Consider the following 22,236-nt stretch of genomic DNA (forward strand, 5'->3'; position numbering starts at 1 on the left):
GCATGCCCCCCGTCTTCGCCCACGGCCGCCTCCGCCTCTATCTCCTCAAGCTGCTCGACGAGGCCCCCCGGCACGGCTACGAAATCATCCGCCTCCTGGAGGAACGCTTCCAGGGCCTCTACGCGCCCTCGGCCGGCACCGTCTACCCGCGGCTGGCCAAGCTGGAGACCGAGGGTCTGGTCACCCACGCCACCGAAGGCGGGCGCAAGGTCTACTCGATCACCGAGGCGGGCCGGGCCGAACTCGCCGACCGCAGCGGCGAACTGACCGAACTCGAACGGGAGATAGGCGAGTCGGTGGCCGCACTGGCCTCCGACATCCGCGAGGACGTCAGCGGCTCGGCCCGCGATCTGCGCCGCGAGATCCGGGAGGCGGCGCAGCAGGCCAGAGCCGCATCGGGCCGCAGCCGCCGGGCATCGGAAGGCGCGGCGGGGGACGGCGCGCGGGCGGACGCCGGTGCCGACGAGGGCGAGGGCGCGCCGCCGTACCCCGGCCTTTCCTCCTTCTTCGACGGCACGTACGGCGACAAGGAAGCCTGGCGGCAGGCGAAGGAGGAGTTCCGGCGCGCCAAGGAGGAGTGGAAGGAACAGGCGCGGCGGGCGAAGGACGAGAGCCGGCGGGCCAAGCAGGACGCCCAGCGGGCCCGTAAGCAGGCCAAGGACGCGCAGGCATACGCCCGCGATGAGGTGCAGCGGGTCATCAAGCGGGTCCAGGAGCAGACGCAGGACCATGTCCGCTCAGGCGACTGGTCCGGCGCGGTCCGCGAGGCGCTGTCCGAGGTCTCCCGCGAGGTCGGCCGCTTCACCAACGGCGCGGCCGGCGGCGACCGCGAGGAGGGCGCGTCCGGGGCGGCGAACGGCGACACCCGGGTGACGGTCGAGCGCATCGATCTGGCCAAGGAGGCGCAGGACCAGGAAGCCGGGTCACCGGCCGCCCCGCCGGCGCCGGAGTGGGCCGATGAACCCCTCGGCGCCGATCCGGCCCGCGACTTCGACCGGCTGCTCGACCGCTTCCGCGACGACCTGCGGGACGCCGCGCGCGATCACGGCGTCACCGGCGAGCAGGTGCGGGAGGCCCGCCGCCGCCTGTCGACGGCCGCCGCCCATATCGGCGCCCTGCTGCGGGATCCGGAACGGTACGCCTCGGCGGCGGAGCCGGGCCAGGAGGCGGGGGCGGGCCAGGAGGCGGGCTCGGGCTCGGGCTCGGGCTCGAAGGAGTAGCGGGGGCGCGGAGCGGCGGGCTCCAGGGGCAAGTGGCGGCAATGGCGGGGTGGCTCGCGGGGGCCGCTCCGCCGCTGCCTGGCGGTTCCGGGGGGGGCCGCCCCGACCCTCCGGTGCCCGCCCGCCGGAGCCAACCGCTCACCGATTACGGAGAGTTGCTTACGGCAGGCAGGATTCACGGCGCGTAATCGGGGAACGTCATCAATCGCACGGCTTTTCGTCCGGCACCGGTCCCGAGGGCATCCCCCGGCCACCCGGCATCCGGGTCGGCGGCCGTGTGCCGGGCCCGGACGAGCCGCGAGGCTCGCCCCCGCCCGGACCCGTACGGCACGCCCCGGCACAGGGGACCGGCCCAGGCCCCTCGGGCGCGCCTCACCGCCAACTGCCCCTGTCTGCACGCACCGTGAAGGCCATGAGGTACAGCGATGTCGGATTACCTTTCGGTCGCCCGCCGGATGTGGCATCAGCTCGAACCGCTGCACGCCACCCTCTACTCCGCCCCCGAGGCCCTCAGGGTCGCGGCGGGCATCGGCTTCGACACCATGTCACGCTGGCCCCGCTATTTCGCCTGGCGCACAGCCCCCTTGGGCGCCGCGGGCCCCGGGTTGGTGGCCGCGACGTACTACACGTTCAGCCCGCGTCTGATCGCCCAGCACATTCCGCGGATCTGGTCGACGGCCGGTCCCGCCGAGGTGTTGGACGCGCGGCTGCGGGCGGTCGACCAGGTGCTGTCCCGGCTGCTCGGCGACCGGCTGAGCTGCGGCCAGCTCGCCGAGGCCGCGGGTCTCGCCCGCCGGGCCGCCGAGAACGCCGGCACGACGGCCCGCCCGCTGGCCGCCGCCAACCTCGATCTGCCCTGGCCCGAGGCTCCGCACCTGATGCTGTGGCAGTCCGCCACGGTCTTGCGCGAGCACCGCGGCGACGGCCATCTGGCGGCGCTGCTGACCTGCGGCCTCGACCCGTGCGAGGCGCTGGTCTCGCACGCCGCGACGGGCAACGGGGCCGACCGCGGCTGGGCCGCCCCGGAGTCCGCCGCCGCCCGCGGCTGGAGTGCCCAGGAGTGGAGCGACGCCCACGACCGGCTCGCCGCCCGCGGCTGGATCGCCCCGGACGGCAGCGCGACCCTCCGTGGCCGCAGGGAACGCGCGGCCCTGGAGCAGCTGACGGACCAACTGGCGGCGGGCCCTTGGCGTGCCCTGGGCCGCGCCCGCGCCGAACGGCTGGCGCACCTGCTCCGCCCACTGGCCGACGCGGTCTTCGCCGCAGGCATCCTGACTCCGGACAGCGCCCCGCCGAAAGGCACGGCACCGGGACGTACGACACCGGAAGACCCGCCACCGGGAGGCGCGCTGCCAGGAGACACACCACCGGGAGGCACACCACAAGGCGGCATCCCCGCGGGCTTGCTGCCCGGCGATGTCCCCGGCGCCAGGGCCTCCCGTGACATGCTCGCCCGCGCGACGCCCCCAGGCCGAACGACGGCGGACGGCCCGGTCCCGGGCTGCTTCCTCCCGCACGTACCGACACCGAACGCACCGACACCGCACACACCGATGCCGAACGAGCCGATGCCGAACGCGCCGGCGCCGCACGATCCAGCGTCCGACGAGCCAATACCGGCCGGGGCCGCCCCGGCCGGAACAGCACCCGCGGGCCCCGCTCGGGCGTCGAGCCCATAGACGCCACACCCGCCCGGCCTTCCGCGAAGGGCGCCCGGCACCGCCCGGCCCGCACACCGCCGGCCGGGCAGTCACAGCCGCGACCACACGAAACGTGACGTCCCCGCACCCGTCCCCCCAACCCCCTTGACCTCAAGCGCACTTCAGGGACGAAGCTCCGAAGCGACCCCGCACCGCAGAACGGAGCACCCCATGACCCGCACCACCGCCTTCCCCGACGTACGGCGTGCCGACGCGGGCACCGCCCTGATCAGCTCCTGGATCGTTCCCGACCCGGCCGTGCAGACCGCCGCGGCCGACGCGGTCATCGCCGCCTGGGACGGCCAGGAGCGGCCCGACGCGATGCTCTCGCTCACCGCGTTCCTGAGCGCGGACGGCAGCCACGTACTCCATTACGCGCAGTGGACCGACGACGAGGCGCATCTGGCCTGGGCGCGCGCCCGGCGGGCGGCGGCCATCAGCCCGATCGACGAGGCGATCCCCGGCATCCGGCGCCCCGGCCTGGTGCGCTACCGGCGCCACCGCAGCCACCTGCCCGCCGTGGCGTCGGGCGGGGCGCCGACCCTGCTGGTCACCCCCACGTTCGGCACGTCGGGGCCCGACACCCAGCGGGCCCTGGCCGACACCGTGCTGGACGTACTGGCCGACGCGCAGGTGCCGGGCCTGCTGGGCGCGCACTTCCATCTGAGCCAGGACGGCAGCCGGGTGCTCAACTACGCGGAGTGGGAGAGCAGTTCGGCGTGGCGCGCATTCGCCGACGGCAGGGTGTCGGCGCGGCTCGCCGGGATCATCGCGGGGCTGCCGGGCGTGACGATCGCGGACGCGTCCTCGGGCCCGCCGCACTACCGCCTGCACCACAGTCTGGTGAATGTGGCCCCGCCCACGCGTGCCACGGCCTGACGGGACTCACCCTGACGGTCAGCAGTCCGTCCCGCCCGCCTCATCCACCTCATCCGCCCCGTCCACCGCGAGCGTGATCACCGCGGCTACGCCCTCCGTCCGCAGCGCCGCCGACCAGCCACCGGGGAGCAACGCGGCGTCGAAGCGGCCGAGTTGTGCCAGGACCTCGCCGTCCGCCGCGGGGGCCGCGGGCCCGGCCCTCACCGCGGTGCCGCCCACCAGGGCCACCACCAGCACCTCCCGCCCCTCCCCCGGCGGCACCTCCCCCGCCCCCCGTACGATCTCGACGCTCGCCCGCGCGCGTCCCTCCCGCAGCATCACGTTGAGGTTCACGATCGGGCCGTCCAGAAGGCGGCAGCCGGTGGGTGCGGCGCCGGGGAAGGCGAACGGGTGGAAGCGGCCGGGCAGTTGGTGCGGGCTGCCGTCGACCGTCAGCTCCGCGCCCGCGCCCTCGACGACGGTCAGGATCCGGCGGACGCCGGGCAGCGGCGAGTACGGGCCGTCCCGGGTGACGTCGGCCAGGCTGACCCGCCAGTCGAAGGCGTCCCAGCCCGCGCCCTGCGGGCGGACGGCGACCTCGCGGGTCACCCCGCCGCCGTTGCTCCAGGGCGCGGCGGCCCGCCCGTCGGCCCGCAACACCCGCATCCCACCGTCCACTTCGCTCTCCTCCGCCCGCCGCATCAGACCGTCAGCACGACCTTGCCGAACAGCTCGCCGTCGGCCATCTTGGCGAAGCCCTCGCGCGCCCGGTCCAGCGGCAGCGTCGAGTCGATCACCGGGCGGACGCCCTTGGCGGCGCAGAAGCTGAGCAGCGAGGCCAGTTCGTCCTTGCTGCCCATGGTGGAGCCGACGACCTTCAGCTCCAGGAAGAAGATCCGGTTGAGTTCGGTGCGGTCGGGGTTGAATCCGCTGGTGGCGCCGGAGATGACCAGGGTGCCGCCGGGGCGCAGCGACCGGATCGAGTGCGACCAGGTGGCGGCGCCGACCGTCTCGATCACCGCGTCCATCTTCTGCGGCAGCCGCTCACCGCTGCCGAACGCCGCCTCGGCGCCCAGCTGTTCGGCCCGCTTCCGCTTGCCCTCGTCGCGGCTGGTGGCGAACACCCGGAGCCCGGCCGCGGCGCCCAGCACGATGGCCGCGGTCGCCACGCCGCCGCCCGCGCCCTGGACGAGGACACTGTCGCCCGGCCGCACCCCGGCGTTGGTGAAGAGCATGCGGTACGCGGTGAGCCAGGCCGTGGGCAGGCAGGCGGCCTCTTCGAAGGTCAGCTCCGGCGGCTTGGGCAGCACGTTCCAGGTGGGCACGGCGACCTGTTCGGCGAAGGTGCCCTGGTAGCGCTCGGTGAGGATGGAGCGCTGCTCTCCGGGGCCGACGCCGTGGCCGGTCTGCCCGATGACGGAGTGCAGGACGACGTCGTTGCCGTCCGCGTCGGTGCCGGCGGCGTCGCAGCCGAGGATCATCGGCAGCGCTTCCTCGCCGAGCCCCACGCCGCGCAGCGACCAGAGGTCGTGGTGGTTGAGGGAGGCGGCCTTGACGTTGACGGTGGTCCAGCCGGGGCGTGCCTCGGGGGCCGGGCGCTCGCCCAGTTCGAGGCCGTTCAGGGGCTGGTCGCGGTCGATGCGGGCGGCGTAGGCAGCAAACATGATCCCAAAGTAGGCCGCCGGTGCGCACCGCGGTACCGGGCGCGGGTGTGACGCGCGCCGCGCCCTTGCCGCCCCTGACCGCGTACGGCAGCGGGCCGGGCCCGCACCCTTCACAGGTGCGGGCCCGGCCCGTCGTGTCACGGCGGATGGTCCGCCGGGCGCCGCGGTCAGCGCCGGGCGACGCCTTCGGCGCGGGCGGCTGCCGCGACGGCGGAGGTGACGGCCGGGGCGACCCGCTCGTCGAACGGCGAGGGGATGACGCAGTCGGCGCTCAGCTCGTCGGCGACGACGGCGGCCAGCGCCTCGGCGGCGGCGAGCTTCATGCCTTCGGTGATCCGCGAGGCCCGCACCTGGAGGGCGCCGGCGAAGATGCCGGGGAAGGCCAGCACGTTGTTGATCTGGTTGGGGTAGTCGCTGCGGCCGGTGGCGACGACGGCCGCGTACTTCTGGGCGACGTCCGGGTGGATCTCCGGGTTGGGGTTGGCCATCGCGAAGATCAGCGAGTTCTCCGCCATCTTCGCCACCGCCGCCTCGGGGACCGTGCCGCCGGAGACGCCGATGAAGACGTCGGCGCCGTCCAGGGCGTCCTCCAGGGAGCCGGTGAGCTTGCCCTTGTTCGTGAAGCCTGCCACCTCGCGCTTGACGACGGTGAGGTCGGTCCGGTCCGCCGAGACCACGCCCTTGCGGTCGCAGACCGCGACGTCGCCGATGCCCGCCTCGATGAGGATCTTGGCGATGGCGACACCGGCCGCGCCGGCGCCCGAGATGACGGCACGCAACTGGCCGAGCGAACGGCCGGTGAGCGTGGCGGAGTTGCGCAGGGCGGCCAGCGTGACGACGGCGGTGCCGTGCTGATCGTCGTGGAAGACCGGGATGTCCAGCCGTTCCTGGAGCTTGCGCTCGATCTCGAAGCACCGGGGAGCGGAGATGTCCTCCAGGTTGACGCCGCCGAAGGAGGGCGCCAGCCGGACGACGGTCTCGACGATCTCGTCGGCGTCGGTGGTGGCGAGCGCGATCGGCACCGCGTCCACACCGCCGAACTGCTTGAAGAGGATGGCCTTGCCCTCCATCACGGGGAGGGATGCCTCCGGGCCGATGTCGCCCAGGCCCAGCACCGCGGTGCCGTCCGTGACGACCGCGACGACCTGGGACTTCCACGTGTAGTCGTGGACCAGCTCGGGCTGCTCGGCGATGGCGCTGCACACCTTGGCGACGCCCGGTGTGTAGGCGAGGGACAGGTCGTCCCTGTCGCGGACCGGGACGGTGGCCGCAATGGCCATCTTGCCGCCGCGATGCAGCGCGAAGGCCGGGTCGAAGAAGGTGTCGGAAGCACTGTCCGCACTCTCGTCCGCGCCGGTATTGCTGTCGCTGCGAGGATTGACGATCTCCGCTGCCACTTGGTGAACCCCTTTATTCGTAAATCAATTGAGGGTGACCACTCCCTGGTTAAGGGGTGGGCGGGCACCGCGCCCGTGCCCTGCGTGGCGGATGGCCGCCGCGCGGGGGGAGGTACGGACGCCGGGCGCGCCGCACACGCGCCCTGAGCCCCGGATGAGGGGTGTAGCGCACCTTTCTACCGGACGGGCGCTGGCCTCGACGAGTCGGATTCGTTACCTCGCCCCCGGACGCTCCGACAATAGGGCTGAAAGGGATGAAAAGGCGGAAGGTTGTCGCATGGTGTCCACATCCCGAGACGTCGTGCGGCGGTCCCCCAGCGCCCCTCCGTGCCCGCATCCGGGCAGCGTCACGGCGGTTCGACGGCGCGGCCGGCGGCACCCCCGTCCGTTATCTGATTTTGACCTGAACGGCAGTCCGAATACCGGATCCCTGGTGGCAGGATTCCGTCATCAACCGAGGTCGTGGCGCCCCCAACGCCTCCCCCGGACGCTGCCCATCGGTTTTCTCCCCATTCGCAGGAGGATCAGCATGACCGCACGCACCACCCGTCGCACGGCCTCCGGCAGGTCTCGTTCAGCCGTGGCCGGCGCGACCGCGGTCGCGGCCTCGCTGCTGCTGCTCACGGCCTGCGGCGACCAGACCGACGCGGCCATCGCCAAGCGCGACGCGAAGAAGAACCGCGACACCAGCGCCCCTCTCTACAAGCTGCTCCCCAAGGACATCCAGGAGAAGGGCCTGATACAGGTCGGCTCGGACATCACCTACAAGCCGGTGGAGTTCCGCAGCAACGGCGCGATCGAGGGCATCGACCCCGATCTGGGCGCGGCGCTCGGCAAGGAGCTGGGGGTCAAGCTCAACTTCAACAACGCCACCTTCGACACCCTCATGGGCGGCATGAAGTCCCGCCGCTACGACATCGCGATGTCGGCGATGACCGACACCCGCGAGCGCCAGCAGGGCATCGACAGCACCACGGGCAAGAAGATCGGTGAGGGTGTCGACTTCATCGACTACCTCGACGTCGGCGTCTCGATCTACACCCGTAAGGGCAAGCCCCAGGGCATCGACGGCTGGGACGCGCTGTGCGGCAAGAAGATCGCGGTGCAGCGCGGCACCGTCTCGCACGACCTGGCCAAGGACCAGTCGAAGAAGTGCGAGAAGAACGGCGAATCGCCCATCGCGATGGAGGCGTTCGACAACGACTCCGAGGCCCAGACCCGGCTGCGTACCGGCGGCGTGGACGCCGTGTCCAGCGACTATCCGGTCGCCGCGTACGCGGTGAAGGTCTCCGGGCACGGCAACGACTTCCAGATGGTCGGCGGCGCGCCGGTCAAGGCCGCGCCGTACGGCATCGCCGTGCCCAAGGGCCACGAGAAGCTGCGCGACGCCCTCAAGGCGGCGCTGGAGAAGACTCTCCAGGACGGCACATACGCCAAGGTCCTCCACAAGTGGGACGTCAAGGACGCGGCGGTCAAGGACGTGAAGCTCAACGGCGGCTCCTGAGCCGCCGCCGCACTCCCCCGCGCCACTCCCGCCGAACGCTGAAAGGCAGCACCCGTGTCAGTTGACGTCGACAAGTCAGACCGGTCACCGGCCGGCGCACCGCCCCCACCCCCGTCCATCAAAGCGATACCCGTGCGCCATTACGGGCGCTGGGTTGCCGCGGTCCTCGTCATCGCCGTGCTCGCGCTGCTCGGCCGGGCCTTCGCCACCGGGAACGTCAACTGGGACGCCATCCCGGAGTACCTCTTCAACGCGGACATCCTCAAGGGCCTGCGCAACACCCTGCTGATCACCGTGCTCTCGATGATCATCGGCATCGTGCTCGGCGTGATCCTCGCGGTGATGCGCCAGTCCAAGAACCCGGTGACCTCGACCGTCGCGTGGTTCTACGTCTGGTTCTTCCGCGGGACACCGGTCTACGTCCAGCTGTTCCTGTGGTTCAACCTCGGCCTGGTCTTCCAGTACATCGACATCATGCCGATCTACAAGGACGAGTGGTCGGACTTCATGACCCCGTTCCTGTGCGCGCTGCTGGGCCTCGGGCTCAACGAGGCCGCGTACATGGCGGAGATCTGCCGGGCCGGCCTGAACGCGGTCGACGAGGGCCAGACCGAGGCGGCGCACGCGCTGGGCATGAGCCACGGCAAGACGCTGCGCCGGATCATCGTGCCGCAGGCCATGCGGGTGATCGTGCCGCCGACCGGCAACGAGGTCATCAACATGCTCAAGACCTCGTCGCTGGTCATCGCCGTCCAGTACTACGACCTGCTGCAGGCCGCGCAGAACGTCGGCCGTGACTCCGGCGTCGTCGTCGAGATGCTGATCCTGGCCGCCGCCTGGTACCTCATCGCGACGACCGTCCTGAGCATCGGCCAGTACTACCTGGAGCGCTACTACGCCCGCGGCTCCAGCCGCCAGCTGCCGCCCACTCCGCTCCAGCGCGCCAAGGCGAAGCTGTCCGGCGGCTTCCACCGCGCCGGAGGTGCCGCATGACCACCACGAAGTCCACCAGCAAGACGGCCGGGGCGTCCGGCGGCCCGATGGTCAAGGCCGAGAACGTCCACAAGTCCTTCGGCGCGGCCCACATCCTCAAGGGCATCGACCTCGAAGTGGCGCCCAAGGAGGTCTTCTGCCTGATCGGCCCGTCCGGCTCCGGCAAGTCGACGTTCCTGCGCTGCATCAACCACCTGGAGAAGGTCAACGCGGGGCGCCTGTCGGTCGACGGCGAGCTGGTCGGCTACCGCGAGCACAACGGCAAGCTCTACGAGCTGCGCGACCGCGAAGTGGCCGCCCGCAGGCGGGACATCGGCATGGTCTTCCAGCGCTTCAACCTCTTCCCGCACATGACCGCGGTGGAGAACATCATGGAGGCGCCGATCCAGGTCAAGGGCGAGTCCAAGGCCGCGGCCCGGGAGCGCGCGACCAAGCTGCTGGACCGCGTCGGCCTGTCCGACAAGGCGGCCAACTACCCCTCGCAGCTCTCCGGCGGCCAGCAGCAGCGGGTCGCCATCGCCCGCGCGCTGGCGATGGAACCGAAGCTGATGCTCTTCGACGAGCCGACGTCGGCGCTCGACCCCGAGCTGGTCGGCGACGTCCTGGACGTCATGAAGGACCTGGCGGCCGACGGCATGACGATGGTCGTCGTCACGCACGAGATGGGCTTCGCCCGCGAGGTCGGCGATTCGCTGGTCTTCATGGACGACGGCGTGGTCGTCGAGTCGGGCCACCCGCGCGACGTCCTGGGCGACCCACAGCACGAGCGCACCAAGTCGTTCCTGTCCAAGGTGCTCTGAGCCCGGCGCGGACGGCACACGACGAAGGCGGTACGCGCCCGCACGGGGCCGTACCGCCTTCGTCGTTCAGGGCCGGCCGCGCGCTACTTCAGGCCCAGCACCAGCGCGTCCGACGGCGAGCGCCACACGGTCCGCGCCTCGCCGAACCCGGAGTCGCGCAGCACCTGGGCGTGCCACTGCGCCGAGGGGGTGTCACCGTCCGCGTGCTCGCCGTAGATCTCGAACCGCTCGGCGGTCGGCGCGGCCAGCTGCGGGTCGGCAGCCGCCAGTTGCCACCAGTCCGCCCAGTCGGCCGCGCCGGCTTCCCTGGCCCGGTCCATCCGCGCGTGGCGCTGCGCCCGGTCCGCCGCGTTGATCCGCGGAGTGCTCTCCTCCGGCATGTGGTCGGCGTTCATGAACACGCCGCCGTCCCGCACCAGGCGGCCCACCTGCCCGTAGAGACCGCGCAGGTCCTCGGTGTGCAGCCAGTGCAGCGCGGTGGCGGTGAGCACCGCGTCATAGGAGTCGTGCGGCAACGTGTCCGTCCAGGCCGGGTCCTTGAGATCGGCTCGTACGAAGCGGACCCGGGACTCGCCGGCGAAGTACCCTTCCGCGATGGCCAGCAGCGCGGGATCCAGATCGACACCCACGCTCTCGGCGTCCGGGAACCGCTTGAGCAGCCGGTCGGAGATACTGCCCGTGCCGCAAGCGAGGTCGAGGACGCGGGGCGCGGTGCCCACCAGGGCTTCGACCATGTCGAGCATGACCCGGAACCGCTCCTCGCGGTCGGGCATGTACCACTCCTGCTGGCGGTCCCAGCTGTCCTGCCATCCCTGCCAGTCGGCGCCCGCGATGGTCTCGGTCATCACAACCCCTTCAGCTTGTAATACCCTCGTAGCCATAACGCCTATTACGGCTGCCTGCTCACCCTAGACCGCGCACGGTAAGGACTACAAGTGGAACTGGCCTATTACTCGGATTATGCCGTGCGGCTCGTCAACACCGAGGAGCCCGAGCGCGGCGGCGACTCCCTCACCTCCGTCGAGGCCGTACGGGATCTCTTCGGCGCGGCCCAGGGCGCCGCCCGCCGCGCCACCGACAGCGACGTCACCCGGCTGCGGGCGGTCCGCGCCCGGCTGCGCGCCGTCTTCGAGGCGGCCGACTCCGGGGACGAAGTGCTGGCCGTGGACCTGCTCAACGCCCTGATGATGGAATTCCCGGTCAGCCCGCAGATCTCAGGACACGAGTACCGGGACGAGGACGGCCGCCCCGACTGGCACATGCACATCGCCGACCAGGCCGCCAACGCCACCGCCGGCTTCACCGCGACCGCCTGCATGGGCCTGGCCTTCCACCTCACCGAACTCGGCGTCGACCGGCTCGGCATCTGCGAGGCGCGGCCCTGCCGCAACGTCTACCTCGACACCTCGACCAACCGCTCCCGGCGCTACTGCTCCGACCGCTGCGCGACCCGCGCCAACGTCGCCGCCTACCGCGCCCGCAAGCGCCTGGAGACCGAACGGTCCGCCCGCAGCGGTCGCACCGCCGACAGCGCCCAGGCGACCACGCCGAGCGGCGAGCGCTGAATCCCGCGCGGTGACCGCACCCGCACCCGGGCGCGCGCGATGACCAGCTCGTCAGGCACCGCGCCGAACTCCCGGCTGTCGTTGACGACATACGGGTTGTCGCCCCGCACCCACCAGCCGCCGTCGCGACGCTCCACGGCCCGCTTCACGATCAGCAGGTCCTGCCGGAACGGGTGCCGCACCACCACCACGTCACCCGGCCGCACCGCGGCGCCGTACTGCACCACCAGGTGGTCACCCGGCCGGAGGGTCGGCACCATCGACGGGTTGTAGACCTCGGCGAGCCCGAACTTTCCCACCGGCCCGCGGCGCCCGCGCCCCGCCCCGCGCTCCCGCACCGCTTCCGGCACCCGTGCCTCCCGCCCCGGCCCGTTCACGGGCCCGTCGTTCCGCCAGCTCACCGTTCCATCCTCCATCAGTCCCGGCCGCGTACCGGACTTTCGCCCTAAGCCCCCCGGGCCGCCCGAGAAATCCCTTCCCGCACCGAGTAATCTCGCACCTGAGAAGACGATCACGAGGAAGGACTGAACATGCTTTCCCGCCTGTTCGCCCCCAAGGTGAAGGTCAGCGCCCACTGCGACCTGCCCTGCGGCGTGTACGACCCCGCCCAGGCCCGCATCGAGGCCGAGTCCGTCAAGGCTGTCCAGGAGAAGTACCAGGGCAACGAGGACGCGGACTTCCGCACCCGCGCCGTCCTGATCAAGGAGCAGCGCGCCGAGCTGGCCAAGCACCACGTTTCGGTGCTGTGGAGCGACTACTTCAAGCCGCCGCACTTCGAGAAGTACCCGGAGCTGCACCAGCTGGTCAACGACACCCTCAAGGCCCTCAGCGCCGCCAAGGGTTCGAACGACCCGGCCACCGGCCAGAAGGCCCTGGACTACATCGCCCAGATCGACAAGATCTTCTGGGAGACCAAGAAGGCCTGATCTCCGGCCAGGCCGTCCGCCCGCGGTTTCGCGGGCCGGATCGCCTCCCTGTCCGCACCCGGTCCACCGGTCGCCGAGCACGGCGTCCGTCGTGGACCGGGTGCGGTCGTCTCCGCCGCCTGTAGCACCCGGCAAGCGCATTCCACTCACCCTTCCAGCGACGGCAGTTGAGGGTCTCGCCCTCCTCCCTCGTGAAGAGCCACTCCTTCCCCTCTCTCCGGGTGCCTGAAGTTGCGCCCCGTGATAGGGGGTGCAGACTGGATAGGGGAAATACTTCGGAACATGGCACGAAGACCGAGCCGAAATGCAAAGAAGCGTGCGTCATGTCAGATGTCTACCGCGTCAGCTACCCGAACCTCTTTCTCGCCAACAACGCTACGAGTTGGTTCATCTACGAATGGAAGGACGCCGGTGCCCAGCCCAGCCATTGGGCGCGCCCTTCCGTCGGCCACACTCCGTTCAGCTCACGGCAGGCGCAACTGCGGGTCGTGGAAGAACGCTACTTCTGGGACTGGGATGCGGCCAGGCCACCGGCGTGGGGCCTCTTGCTCCAGTCTCTCGGGGATTCGCAATTCGCCTTCACCATAACCTTGGTGACGAACTGACAGAAAGGCAAGCACGTGCGAGTCTATGCAGCATACGAGCCGGACGGCCGCATTGTGGCCTTGGCGGAGATATCCGAGTCCAGCGCCGACGGTGAACCCACGATGCGCATCCTTCCCTACGAGCAGCAAAAGGTGGCCGAACTCGAAGTTCCGCAGGGTTTCGAGGAAAGGCCACTCGCCGAAATTGCGGCGCAATATACCGTGGACAGCAGTTCGGGGGAGGCTCGGCTCGTCCCGTCTTCGTGATTCCTGGCCGCATCCGGAGGTGGAGCGAAACGTTTCGGCCAAGTGCCGTTCCCACGGCGGCCGTTCGCGCGTTGCCCCCTTAAAGTCACGTTATGGAAACATGTGGTGACGCGCCTTCTCGTCCAGGGGCGGACGCGGAGCCGGTCCGCCGATGGCAGGACGCGGGCCACGGCGCGCTGCGGGCCGACGGGCGCCGCACCACGGGGGCCGCGCCGGGGGACGGCGAAAGCCGGGTGCTGGTGACCGACCTGGACGGCACGCTGCTGGGCGGCACCGCGGCGGACCGCCGTCGGCTGCGTGAGGCGCTGGAGCGGCATCCCGAGATCACCCTCGTCTTCGCGACCGGCCGCGGCCTGCCGTCCGTCCAGCAACTCCTGGCGGACGACCCGTTGGTCCCCGCGCCGCGGTGGATCATCTCCGACGTCGGGGCGAGCGTGGTGGACGCCACCGACCTGGCCCACGTCGACGCGCTGGAGAGCCGGCTGCGCAACGGCTGGCCGGGGGCGGCGCGCGTCCGGGCGGCCCTGGCCCGTTTTCCCGGCCTCGTCCACCAGAGCGAGGTGGTCCAGAGCGGTCGCTGCTCGTTCTACCTCAGGCCCCAGGACCTCACGCGGGACCTCACCGACGCGGTGACCGAACTCGGCTGCGCCTGGGGGTACTCGGCCGACCGCTACTTCGATGTGCTGCCGCCCGCCGCGGACAAGGGCAACGCCGTGCGGCTGCTGGCCGACGCACTCCGGTGGCCGATGGCCTCGATCCTGGTGGCGGGCGACTCGCTGAACGACCTCTCGCTCTTCGGGATCGGCGCCCACGGTGTGGTGATGGGCAACGCAGAACCGGCGCTGGAGGCGCAGGTCGCGCACCGTCCCGGCGTCCACGCGCCCCGCCTGGAGGGGGCGGCGGCGATCCTGGACGCGCTGCACCGCCTGGGCTGGGTGATGCGCCGCTCCCCGGTCGTGATCGGCTATCACCGCCCGCCCGTGCGCTGGGCCGACGGGCGGTGGCAGCAGCCGCTGAGCCCCAACGGGATACTGCCCACCCTGTGCGGCCTGTTCGCCGCTGACACCGATCCGCTGGATGCCGTCTGGGCCACCGCGCTCGTCGGCGACGAGGGCAGCGGACCCCGTCCCACGGCGCAGCCGTCCGCGGTCCCGCTGGCGTTCCTGCCCGTCCCGCCCGACCGGTGGGCCCGCTATTTCCACTCCGCCTGCAAGGAAACCCTGTGGCCCGTGCTGATGTCCCAGCCAGGACGGATGCGCGACGATCCGGGGGCCTGGGCCGACTACGAGGCGGTCAACGCGGCGTTCGCGCAGCACATCGGCGTCCACGCGGAGCAGGGGGCGACGGTCTGGCTGCACGACTACAACCTGTGGCTCGTCCCCGGCATCCTGCGCGCCGTGCGGCCCGACCTGCGCGTGGGCCTCTTCCACCACACGCCCTTCCCGCCGCCCGCCACGTTCGCCCTCCTCCCCCACGCCGCGCAGCTGCGCGCCTCGCTCGCCTGCCTGGACTGGGCCGGCTTCCACACCGCCGAGTTCGCCCGGCACTTCGAGCAGACCCTCGCCCCCGGCGGACGCGTCCCCCGCACCGGCGTCCACCCGCTGGGCGTCGACCGCCGCGCCATCGCGGACCTCGCCCGCTCCCGTCCCCGGCCGGCCCCGCGCGACGACGGATCGCTGCTGGTGCTGTCCGTGGAACGGCTCGACTACGCCAAGGCACCGCTCCAGAAGATCCACGCCCTGAACGCCCTGTTCGCCGGCCATCCCGGCATGCGGGGGCGGGTGCGCTTCCGTCTCGTGTGCCCGGCGCCCGAACCGGGGCTCCGCGCCCACGACGGCACCCGCGCCCGCCTCGAAGACGCCGTCGCCGAGCTGAACCACGCCTGGCGCACGCCCGGTTGGGAACCCGTCGAATTCCTTCCCCGGTGCCTCCCGTTCCCCGACGTCGTCGACCACTACCTGGCGGCCGACGTGTTCTGGGTGACCTCACTGGCCGACGGCATGAACCTCACCGCCAAGGAATTCATCGCCGCCCAGGACGCCACCGGGCGGCACGGCGTCCTGGTCCTGTCCCGGCACGCCGGGGCCGCCCGCCAACTCGGCCCCGCCGCCCTGCTCACCGACCCCCGCTCCCCTCAGGACCTCACCCGCACGCTCCACCGGGCGCTCACCATGACGGCGGAGCAGCGCGCGTCCCACATGGCGCGGCTCGCCGGTCTCCTCGACCCGGAGGAGCCCGACCGGTGGGCCCGGCGGATCATCACCGCCATCCATGCCGCCGCCGTCCGGGAGCCGTCGCCGGGCGACGCCCGCTGAGCCGACGTGGCTCGCCCGGCGCGGCGCGGTGGCTCCAACAGGGGTGATCCGGCGGGGAGTTGACGCCCCGCGTCAGGTGGCGACCGGCAGCGGCCCGTCGTGCCGGCCGAGCCAGGCGCGGTAGGCCGCGCTCGCCCAGGCGATCTCCATGTACGAGGCGGTGAGGTCGGCGAAGAGGGCTTCGGCGGGGGCGGCGAGCACGGCGTCCCGGCGGCAGGCCATGAACAGCCGGACGGCCAGCGGGTCGCCGCGCAGCGGGCGGATGTCCATGCCGTGCCGGGGGCGGGAGGTCGGCTGGCAGGGGGTGACCACCTCGCCGGCGGCGACCAGGTCGGCCGCGGTGAGGTAATCGCCGTGCACCACCCGGGGGTTGACGCCGGCCGCCGCCCAGATGCGGCGCAGTCCGGCCCATTCACCGTCCACGGTCGGGTCGACCATCCACGGGTCGCCGGCCAGATCGGTCAGCTCGACGATCTGCTTCGCGGTGGCCGGATGAGTCTCCGGCAGGGCGATGAACTGCGGTTCCCTGGCGATCAGTTCGTGTTCGACCAGGTTCGGCGGGACGCGCAGCGGGGCGCCCTCGACCTCGTGGACGAAGGCGACGTCGAGCTGCCCCGCCGCGACCATCTGCAGCAGCGCGTTGGCCGAGACGTCGGTCCGTATGGTGGGTTCGGTGCCGGGCAGCCGCAGCCGCAGGCGGCGCAGCCAGCCGGCCACCGCGCGGCTGCTGGTGCTGCCGATGTGCAGCCGGGCGCCGCGGTCGCTGACGGATGCCGAGGCGATCTCGTCGACCAGGGCCCGCATGTCGGCCACTATCGGGCGCGCCCTGGAGAGCACCACGTGCCCCAGCGGCGTCGGCCTGCTGCCGGTCGACTCGCGGAAGAACAGCTGGCCGCCCAGGGCCTTTTCGATCCGGTGGAGCTGGGTGGTCAGGGAAGGCTGGGTCATGCCCAGCTGCCGGGCGGCTTTCCGTACGCTGCCGTGGTCGGCGACGGCGCACACTGCGCGAAGGTGCCTCACCTCAAGCTCCACGCCGGGAGCATAACGATGCATGGACGCGTCACACCAGCCTTCCAAAACGGCAGGAACTCCCCTATTCCCCAGGGGTATTGACCGGCGCTATCGCCACCTGGCATCTCCGCCCCGTGGGTGAACTGCCCCCAGACTCAGCGGCACCAAGAAATCCGGGGCCCCGGCCGCCGCCCCACACGGCGGCCGTAGCCCTCGGAAATTAAGGAGCCCCCACATGAGATCTCCCAAGACGGCGCTGTCGGCAGCGCTCGGCCTGGGCCTCGCCGCCGCACTCACCGCCGCGGTGCCGGCAGCGGCGACCACCGCCTCCCCCTCCTCCCACAGCACCCGCGCCTCGATCGCGGCCTACACCGGCTCGGCCGCGGAGAAGGCCGACACCAAGGCGTTCTTCGATGCCGTCATGAAGTCGGCCAAGGCCAAGATGAAGGCGCACCCGAACGCGGCGTCGGTGACCGTCACTTATGACGCGAGCGCCGCCCCGACGTTCAAGGGCCAGATAGGCGAGGCCGCGCAGATCTGGAACAGCGCGGTGAGCAACGTGAAGCTCCAGGAAGGCAGCGGCGGCGACTTCCAGTACAAGGAGGGCAACGACCCGCGCGGCTCGTACGCCAGCACCGACGGCCACGGCAGCGGCTTCGTCTTCCTGGACTACCAGCAGAACCAGGAGTACAACTCCACCCGCGTCGTGGCGCACGAGACCGGCCACGTGCTGGGCCTGCCGGACCACTACGAGGGTCCGTGCAGCGAGCTGATGTCCGGCGGCGGCCCCGGCCCGTCCTGCACGAACACCCAGCCGGACGAGAACGAGCGCGCCCAGGTGAACCAGCTCTGGGCGAACGGCCTGGCCGGCCTGCACTTCGGCAAGGCCGCCTGACCTACCGCGCAGAAGCACGCGGCGGGGCGCTTCCCGGGCCCCGCCGCGTACGCGTGCGCCGAGTTCCGGGGCAGGTCGCGGGAGCCCGGGTCGTTTGACAGCCGCAAACATGGGATGTTCCCATCTTCGGGAGAATTCGGTGAGCGTCCGCTGATCCGTGGGGCGCCGTGACACGGAGGACGGCGATCCATGCCCCTGCGCAGCACCGCCAGGACCAACCTGGTGGATCTCGTCATCGAGCAGATGGAGACGCTGATCGCCGACGGCGAATGGCAGGTCGGGACGAAGATCCCGCCGGAGCCCGCCCTGGTCGAGCAGCTCGACGTCGGCCGCAACACCGTCCGCGAGGCGGTCCGCGCGCTGGTCCACACCGGGATGCTGGAGCCGCGCCAGGGCGACGGGACCTACGTCCGCGCCAGCAGCGACTTCGGCGCCGCCGTCCAGCGCAGGCTGCGCAGGGCGGAGAGCCTGGAGGCGTACGAGGTGCGCGCCAGCCTGGAGCGGGACGCGGCGCGGCATGCCGCCCGGCGCCGCACGGACGAGGATCTCGCCGCGCTGCGCGCCGTGCTGGACGAGCGCCTGGTGGCCTGGCGCGGCGGCGACACCGCCGCCTTCATCGACGCCGATGTCCGCTTCCACCAGACGATCGCGCAGGCCGCGCACAACACCGTGCTGGCCGAGCTGTACGCCCATCTCACCGATGCGCTGCGCGGCACGCTGGAGGCGGTGCTCGGCGCGCATCTGCCCGACGCGGTGCACTACCAACTCGACGCGCACACCGCCCTCGTCGACGCGATCGAGGCGGGCGACGCCGAGGCCGCCGAGCGGGTGGCGCTGGCGCATCTCACCGAAGCGATGGACGCGCTGCGGGGCGCGGCGGGCGGCGCCGATGCCGCGCCCGGCGCCCCGCGGACACCGCACGACACAGGAGACGACGACCATGCCTGATCCGGGCCCGACGGCCACCGAAGGACCGATAGCCACCGCCGCGGAAGCACCCGCGGCGCCTGCCACGCCCGCGCCCGGCGTCACCGGCAGGCGCGCCCTGTACGTCGCCGTCGGCGTCGTGCTGCTGGCGCTCAACCTCCGCCCGGCGCTGGTGGCGGTCTCCCCGCTGGCCGGGACGATCCGCGAGGACAGCGGGATGTCGGCCGCGGCCACCAGCCTGCTCACCGCGCTCCCGCTGCTGTGCTTCGGCCTGCTGGCGCCCGTCGCGCCGCGGCTGGGCCGCAGGTTCGGCATGGAGCGTTCGCTGCTCGGCACGATGGTGCTGATCTGCGCCGGTACCGCGCTGCGGCTGGTGGACTCGGTCGTGGCGCTGTTCGCGGGGACGGTGGTGATCGGCGCCGGCATCGCGGTCGCCAACGTGCTGCTGCCCGGCCTGATCAAGCGGGACTTCCCCACCCGTTCCGGGCTGATGACCGGCCTCTACTCCATGTCGTTGTTCGGCGGCGCCGCGCTCGCCGCAGGTGTCACGGTCCCGGTCCAGCAGGCCGCCGGGCTCAGCTGGCAGGCCACGCTGGCCTGCTGGGGCTCGCTCGCGGTCCTGGCGATCGTCTTCTGGCTGCCGCAGCTGCGCTCCCGTACCCGCGTTTCCGCCGCGGCGGCCCGGCAGGCGGCGCACCCGGTGCGCGGTCTGTGGCGTGACCCGCTGGCCTGGCAGGTCACCGGCTACATGGGCCTCCAGTCGCTGAGCTACTACGCGGCGGCTGCCTGGCTGCCGACCGTCCTGGAGGACGCGGGGATGTCGGCGGGCGACGCCGGCTGGATGCTGTCCTTCTCGTCCCTGCTGGGCATCGCGGGCTCGTTCCTCGGCCCCGTCATCGTCGGGCGGCGGCTGCGCGCCGGCGTGCTGGCGGGCATCGGCGCGCTGCTGTGCGCGGCCGGTTTCGTGGGGCTCCTGGCCGCGCCGGTCGGCGGGGCGTACGTCTGGATGACGCTGCTGGGGCTCGGCCAGGGTGCCGCGATCAGCCTGGCGCTGCTGTTCATCGTCCAGCGCGCGCCGGATGCCCGGCACACCGCGCAGCTGTCGAGCATGGCGCAGTGCTTCGGCTATGTCCTCGCGGCCACCGGACCCGCCGTCCTGGGCGCCGTGCACGACGCGTCGGGGAGCTGGACGGTGCCGATCGTGGTGCTGCTGGTGCTGCTGGTGCCGCAGATCGTGGTCGGCTGGGGCGCGGCACGGCCGCGGCACGTCGCGGGGCGGTAGCGCCCGGAGCCGGGGGGGGCGGCGGCTGCGGCCGTCGCTCCCTACAGCCAGCCGTTGCGCTTGAAGCCGCGGTGGATGGCCCAGCAGAGCAGCAGGGTCACGCCCACGACCAGCGGGTATCCGAAGGTCCAGTTCTTTTCCGGCATGTAGGTGAAGTTCATGCCGTAGATGCCGCAGACCATGGTCGGCACCGCGAGGATCGCGACCCAGGCGCTGATCCGGCGCATGTCCTCGTTCTGCGCCACGGTGACCTGCGCGAGGTGCGCCTGGAGTATGGAGTTGAGCAGTTCGTCGAAGGACGTGATCTGCTCGACGACCCGGTCGAGGTGGTCGGCGACGTCCCGGAAGTACGTGGTGATCCGCAGGTCGACGAAGGGTGTCGACCGGGTGGCCAGCGACTGGAGCGGCCGGTCCAACGGGGCGACCGCGTGCTTGAGTTCGAGCAGCTCGCGCTTGAGCTGGTAGATCCGCCCGGCCCCGCGACCGCCCCGCACGGCGGCGAAGACCTCGCTCTCGACGTCGTCGATGTCGTCCTGGACCGCGGCGACGGCGTCGAGGTAGTCGTCCACCACGAGGTCGGCGATGGCGTGCAGCACGGCCGACGGGCCGATCGCCAACTGCTCGGGCTCGCTCTCCAGTTGCTCGCGCAGCGGCCCGAGCGAACCGTGCCCGCCGTGCCGGACGGTGATCACGAAGTCGGCGCCGGTGAAGACCATGATCTCGCCGGTGTCCACCACCTCGCTGGTGTCGGTGAGCTGGTCGTGCTCGACGTAGCGGACGGTCTTGAAGACGGTGAACAGCGAGCCGTCGTACTGCTCCAGCTTGGGCCGCTGGCGGGCGTACACCGCGTCCTCTACGGCCAGCGGGTGCAGCCCGAACAGCTCGACGATCCCGGCGAATTCGCTCTCCGACGGCTCGTGCAGGCCGATCCACACGAAGCCGGAGCCGGATTCCCGCACCCGCCGGATCGCCACGTCGGCCGGGTGGTCGCCGCGCTGGCGCACGCCGTCCTCGTACACCACGCAGTTGACGACGGCGGAGCCGAGCGGCGAGCGGGCGGGGTGGCTGAGGTCGACTCCGCGGGTGCGCGGCTGCGGCAGCCGGACGGCCCGGCGGAGGTTGCTGATCATCGACACCGGGACAGTATGGCGCGCGGCGCCTGCCGTGGGTACGGCGCAGCCCGGGATTCCCCGGCCCGCCCGGGGCGCCCGCGACGGCGTGGGACGCCCGGTCCTGACCCCCGCGCCCCACGCGCATCATGGACGCCATGAGTGAGACTTCGGCACGGCTGCTGCGGCTGCTGTCCCTGCTCCAGACCCCCCGCGAATGGCCGGGCAGCGAGCTGGCCGCCCGGCTCGGCGTGACCGCGCGGACCATCCGCCGCGACATCGAGCGGCTGCGCGATCTCGGCTATCCCGTGCATGCGACGCGGGGCGCGGTGGGCGGCTACCGGCTGGCGGCCGGCCGCGCCATGCCGCCGCTCCTGCTGGACGACGAGGAAGCGGTGGCCATCGCCGTCGGGCTGCGCTCGGCGGCCACGCACACCGTGACGGGGATGGCAGAGGCGTCGGTACGGGCGCTGGCCAAGCTCGAACAGGTGCTGCCCGCCCGGCTGCGGCGGCGGGTGGGCACGCTCGGCACCGCGACCGTCCCGATGCCGGCGGACGGCGCCCCGACCGTCGCCCCCGGCCACCTGACCGCCCTGGCCGCCGCCATCACCAACCGGGAGCGGCTGCGCTTCCGCTACCGGACCGGCACCGGCGAGGCCACCGCCCGCCTCGTCGAACCGCACCGGCTGGTCGCCGCCGGCCGGCGCTGGTACCTCGTGGCGTACGACAACGACCGCGAGGACTGGCGGATCTTCCGGGTGGACCGGCTGGCCGAGCCCTTCCCCACCGGGGTGCGCGTCCCACCGCGCGAGCTGCCGGCCGCCGACGCGGTCGCCTACCTCCAGGAGCGAATGCGGGGGCCGGCGTCGGGCCACCGGGCGGTGGCGACGGTGTACGCACCGGCCGACGAGGTCACCGCGCGTCTTGGCGGCCCGGCGGCGGGCGACGTCGAGCCGCTCGGCCCCGGTTCCTGCCGGGTGCGCCTGACGCCCGACACGCTGGAGTGGCTGGCGCTCCGGCTGGCCCTGCTGGGCTGCGAGTTCACCGTGCACGAGCCGCCGGAGCTGGCGGCGTACCTGCGCGAGATGGGCGCTCGGGTGACCCGGGCCGCGGGGGCGGACGGGGCGGCGGGGACGGAGCCGGACGGGCCAGGCGAGGTGGCGCGGGGCGACGGATGAGGGCCGTGCGGGAATACCCCTAGGGGGTATAAGGTTGTCCC

General features: G+C 72.2%; 22 protein-coding genes. 15 read left to right on the forward strand and 7 right to left on the reverse strand.

Annotation, left to right across the window (positions count from 1 at the left end):
• Positions 1-2: 2 nt before the first annotated feature.
• The 3 genes from ACGFNI_RS10865 (at position 3) to ACGFNI_RS10875 (ending at position 3,799) form a co-directional block, all read left to right on the forward strand.
• The gene (locus ACGFNI_RS10865) at positions 3-1,220 is read left to right on the forward strand and encodes a helix-turn-helix transcriptional regulator (RefSeq protein WP_393682544.1); all 1,218 of its coding nucleotides are present in this window, start codon (positions 3-5) and stop codon (positions 1,218-1,220) included.
• A 425-nt stretch (positions 1,221-1,645) separates the two neighbouring features.
• Entirely contained in the window at positions 1,646-2,899 is a 1,254-nt protein-coding gene (locus ACGFNI_RS10870; RefSeq protein WP_393682546.1) for a hypothetical protein, read from the forward strand.
• Positions 2,900-3,091: 192 nt separating this feature from the next.
• Positions 3,092-3,799 carry an antibiotic biosynthesis monooxygenase gene (locus ACGFNI_RS10875; protein WP_393682547.1) on the forward strand — a complete coding sequence of 236 codons (708 nt, stop codon included), beginning with the start codon at positions 3,092-3,094 and terminating at the stop codon, positions 3,797-3,799.
• An 18-nt stretch (positions 3,800-3,817) separates the two neighbouring features.
• On the opposite strand, the gene ACGFNI_RS10880 is transcribed toward ACGFNI_RS10875, so the two are convergent.
• From ACGFNI_RS10880 to ACGFNI_RS10890, 3 genes are all read right to left on the reverse strand, one after another.
• Positions 3,818-4,444 (reverse strand): HutD family protein, encoded by a 627-nt coding sequence (locus ACGFNI_RS10880; RefSeq protein WP_393683024.1) that lies wholly within the window; start codon positions 4,442-4,444, stop codon positions 3,818-3,820.
• 35 nt (positions 4,445-4,479) lie between these two features.
• A complete protein-coding gene (locus ACGFNI_RS10885; protein ID WP_393682548.1) occupies positions 4,480-5,442 on the reverse strand; it encodes a zinc-binding dehydrogenase in 963 nt (320 codons plus the stop codon).
• A 167-nt stretch (positions 5,443-5,609) separates the two neighbouring features.
• Positions 5,610-6,839, reverse strand: coding sequence for an NADP-dependent malic enzyme (locus tag ACGFNI_RS10890; protein WP_393682550.1), 1,230 nt, complete (start codon positions 6,837-6,839; stop codon positions 5,610-5,612).
• Positions 6,840-7,368: 529 nt separating this feature from the next.
• Between ACGFNI_RS10890 and ACGFNI_RS10895 the strand changes: the two genes are divergently transcribed.
• The 3 genes from ACGFNI_RS10895 to ACGFNI_RS10905 are packed head-to-tail and all read left to right on the forward strand — an operon-like array spanning position 7,369 to position 10,136.
• Entirely contained in the window at positions 7,369-8,343 is a 975-nt protein-coding gene (locus ACGFNI_RS10895) for an ABC transporter substrate-binding protein (protein ID WP_393682551.1), read from the forward strand.
• Between the two features lie 54 nt (positions 8,344-8,397).
• Positions 8,398-9,336 carry an amino acid ABC transporter permease gene (locus ACGFNI_RS10900; RefSeq protein ID WP_393682553.1) on the forward strand — a complete coding sequence of 313 codons (939 nt, stop codon included), beginning with the start codon at positions 8,398-8,400 and terminating at the stop codon, positions 9,334-9,336.
• Between the two features lie 47 nt (positions 9,337-9,383).
• Positions 9,384-10,136 (forward strand): amino acid ABC transporter ATP-binding protein, encoded by a 753-nt coding sequence (locus ACGFNI_RS10905; protein WP_393683026.1) that lies wholly within the window; start codon positions 9,384-9,386, stop codon positions 10,134-10,136.
• Between the two features lie 83 nt (positions 10,137-10,219).
• Here the strand turns inward: ACGFNI_RS10905 and ACGFNI_RS10910 are convergent, their stop codons facing one another.
• The gene (locus ACGFNI_RS10910) at positions 10,220-10,981 is read right to left on the reverse strand and encodes a class I SAM-dependent methyltransferase (protein WP_393682554.1); all 762 of its coding nucleotides are present in this window, start codon (positions 10,979-10,981) and stop codon (positions 10,220-10,222) included.
• A 90-nt stretch (positions 10,982-11,071) separates the two neighbouring features.
• On the opposite strand from ACGFNI_RS10910, the gene ACGFNI_RS10915 reads away from it, so the two are divergent.
• Positions 11,072-11,701 (forward strand): CGNR zinc finger domain-containing protein, encoded by a 630-nt coding sequence (locus tag ACGFNI_RS10915; protein ID WP_393682556.1) that lies wholly within the window; start codon positions 11,072-11,074, stop codon positions 11,699-11,701.
• Here the strand turns inward: ACGFNI_RS10915 and sodX are convergent.
• A complete protein-coding gene (gene sodX / locus ACGFNI_RS10920) occupies positions 11,605-12,051 on the reverse strand; it encodes a nickel-type superoxide dismutase maturation protease (protein ID WP_393683028.1) in 447 nt (148 codons plus the stop codon). The genes ACGFNI_RS10915 and sodX overlap by 97 nt on opposite strands.
• A gap of 180 nt (positions 12,052-12,231) precedes the next feature.
• On the opposite strand from sodX, the gene sodN reads away from it, so the two are divergent.
• From sodN to ACGFNI_RS10940, 4 genes are all read left to right on the forward strand, one after another.
• Positions 12,232-12,627, forward strand: a complete 396-nt coding sequence (gene sodN, locus ACGFNI_RS10925) for a superoxide dismutase, Ni (RefSeq protein ID WP_393682557.1) — start codon at positions 12,232-12,234, stop codon at positions 12,625-12,627.
• Positions 12,628-12,950: 323 nt separating this feature from the next.
• The gene (locus ACGFNI_RS10930) at positions 12,951-13,232 is read left to right on the forward strand and encodes a hypothetical protein (RefSeq protein ID WP_393682559.1); all 282 of its coding nucleotides are present in this window, start codon (positions 12,951-12,953) and stop codon (positions 13,230-13,232) included.
• Positions 13,233-13,247: 15 nt separating this feature from the next.
• Complete coding sequence (locus ACGFNI_RS10935; RefSeq protein ID WP_393682560.1) at positions 13,248-13,478, forward strand: hypothetical protein; 231 nt, start codon at positions 13,248-13,250, stop codon at positions 13,476-13,478.
• A 92-nt stretch (positions 13,479-13,570) separates the two neighbouring features.
• Positions 13,571-15,793 carry an HAD-IIB family hydrolase gene (locus ACGFNI_RS10940; RefSeq protein WP_393682561.1) on the forward strand — a complete coding sequence of 741 codons (2,223 nt, stop codon included), beginning with the start codon at positions 13,571-13,573 and terminating at the stop codon, positions 15,791-15,793.
• Positions 15,794-15,865: 72 nt separating this feature from the next.
• On the opposite strand, the gene ACGFNI_RS10945 is transcribed toward ACGFNI_RS10940, so the two are convergent.
• Entirely contained in the window at positions 15,866-16,825 is a 960-nt protein-coding gene (locus tag ACGFNI_RS10945; protein WP_393682563.1) for a LysR family transcriptional regulator, read from the reverse strand.
• Between the two features lie 214 nt (positions 16,826-17,039).
• On the opposite strand from ACGFNI_RS10945, the gene snpA reads away from it, so the two are divergent.
• The 3 genes from snpA (at position 17,040) to ACGFNI_RS10960 (ending at position 19,908) form a co-directional block, all read left to right on the forward strand.
• Positions 17,040-17,699: a snapalysin gene (snpA, locus tag ACGFNI_RS10950; protein ID WP_393682565.1), complete on the forward strand. Its 660-nt coding sequence runs from the start codon at positions 17,040-17,042 to the stop codon at positions 17,697-17,699.
• A gap of 189 nt (positions 17,700-17,888) precedes the next feature.
• Positions 17,889-18,647, forward strand: coding sequence for a FadR/GntR family transcriptional regulator (locus ACGFNI_RS10955; RefSeq protein ID WP_393682566.1), 759 nt, complete (start codon positions 17,889-17,891; stop codon positions 18,645-18,647).
• Positions 18,640-19,908 (forward strand): CynX/NimT family MFS transporter, encoded by a 1,269-nt coding sequence (locus tag ACGFNI_RS10960; RefSeq protein WP_393682568.1) that lies wholly within the window; start codon positions 18,640-18,642, stop codon positions 19,906-19,908. The genes ACGFNI_RS10955 and ACGFNI_RS10960 overlap by 8 nt, the downstream gene beginning before the upstream one ends.
• A gap of 41 nt (positions 19,909-19,949) precedes the next feature.
• Here the strand turns inward: ACGFNI_RS10960 and ACGFNI_RS10965 are convergent, their stop codons facing one another.
• Positions 19,950-21,038, reverse strand: coding sequence for a magnesium and cobalt transport protein CorA (locus ACGFNI_RS10965; RefSeq protein WP_393683030.1), 1,089 nt, complete (start codon positions 21,036-21,038; stop codon positions 19,950-19,952).
• Between the two features lie 137 nt (positions 21,039-21,175).
• Here ACGFNI_RS10965 and ACGFNI_RS10970 point away from each other — a divergent pair, with 137 nt between their 5' ends.
• On the forward strand, positions 21,176-22,195 hold the full coding sequence (locus ACGFNI_RS10970; RefSeq protein ID WP_393682569.1) for a helix-turn-helix transcriptional regulator: 1,020 nt from the start codon (positions 21,176-21,178) through the stop codon (positions 22,193-22,195).
• Positions 22,196-22,236: the final 41 nt, after the last annotated feature.

The sequence above is a fragment of the Streptomyces sp. NPDC048644 genome (assembly GCF_043199105.1).
GTDB lineage: Bacteria > Actinomycetota > Actinomycetes > Streptomycetales > Streptomycetaceae > Streptomyces.

Excerpts from the sequence above, each read along its gene's own strand:
- ACGFNI_RS10930 (WP_393682559.1), top strand. The coding sequence starts at position 12,951 with ATGTCAGATGTCTACCGCGTCAGCTACCCGAACCTCTTTCTCGCCAAC.
- ACGFNI_RS10875 (WP_393682547.1), top strand. The coding sequence starts at position 3,092 with ATGACCCGCACCACCGCCTTCCCCGACGTACGGCGTGCCGACGCGGGC.
- ACGFNI_RS10960 (WP_393682568.1), top strand. The coding sequence starts at position 18,640 with ATGCCTGATCCGGGCCCGACGGCCACCGAAGGACCGATAGCCACCGCC.
- ACGFNI_RS10895 (WP_393682551.1), top strand. The coding sequence starts at position 7,369 with ATGACCGCACGCACCACCCGTCGCACGGCCTCCGGCAGGTCTCGTTCA.
- ACGFNI_RS10970 (WP_393682569.1), top strand. The coding sequence starts at position 21,176 with ATGAGTGAGACTTCGGCACGGCTGCTGCGGCTGCTGTCCCTGCTCCAG.
- ACGFNI_RS10910 (WP_393682554.1), bottom strand. The coding sequence starts at position 10,981 with ATGACCGAGACCATCGCGGGCGCCGACTGGCAGGGATGGCAGGACAGC.
- ACGFNI_RS10865 (WP_393682544.1), top strand. The coding sequence starts at position 3 with ATGCCCCCCGTCTTCGCCCACGGCCGCCTCCGCCTCTATCTCCTCAAG.
- ACGFNI_RS10905 (WP_393683026.1), top strand. The coding sequence starts at position 9,384 with ATGGTCAAGGCCGAGAACGTCCACAAGTCCTTCGGCGCGGCCCACATC.
- ACGFNI_RS10940 (WP_393682561.1), top strand. The coding sequence starts at position 13,571 with ATGGAAACATGTGGTGACGCGCCTTCTCGTCCAGGGGCGGACGCGGAG.
- ACGFNI_RS10965 (WP_393683030.1), bottom strand. The coding sequence starts at position 21,038 with ATGATCAGCAACCTCCGCCGGGCCGTCCGGCTGCCGCAGCCGCGCACC.
- ACGFNI_RS10885 (WP_393682548.1), bottom strand. The coding sequence starts at position 5,442 with ATGTTTGCTGCCTACGCCGCCCGCATCGACCGCGACCAGCCCCTGAAC.
- ACGFNI_RS10870 (WP_393682546.1), top strand. The coding sequence starts at position 1,646 with ATGTCGGATTACCTTTCGGTCGCCCGCCGGATGTGGCATCAGCTCGAA.
- ACGFNI_RS10880 (WP_393683024.1), bottom strand. The coding sequence starts at position 4,444 with ATGCGGGTGTTGCGGGCCGACGGGCGGGCCGCCGCGCCCTGGAGCAAC.
- sodN (WP_393682557.1), top strand. The coding sequence starts at position 12,232 with ATGCTTTCCCGCCTGTTCGCCCCCAAGGTGAAGGTCAGCGCCCACTGC.
- snpA (WP_393682565.1), top strand. The coding sequence starts at position 17,040 with ATGAGATCTCCCAAGACGGCGCTGTCGGCAGCGCTCGGCCTGGGCCTC.
- ACGFNI_RS10955 (WP_393682566.1), top strand. The coding sequence starts at position 17,889 with ATGCCCCTGCGCAGCACCGCCAGGACCAACCTGGTGGATCTCGTCATC.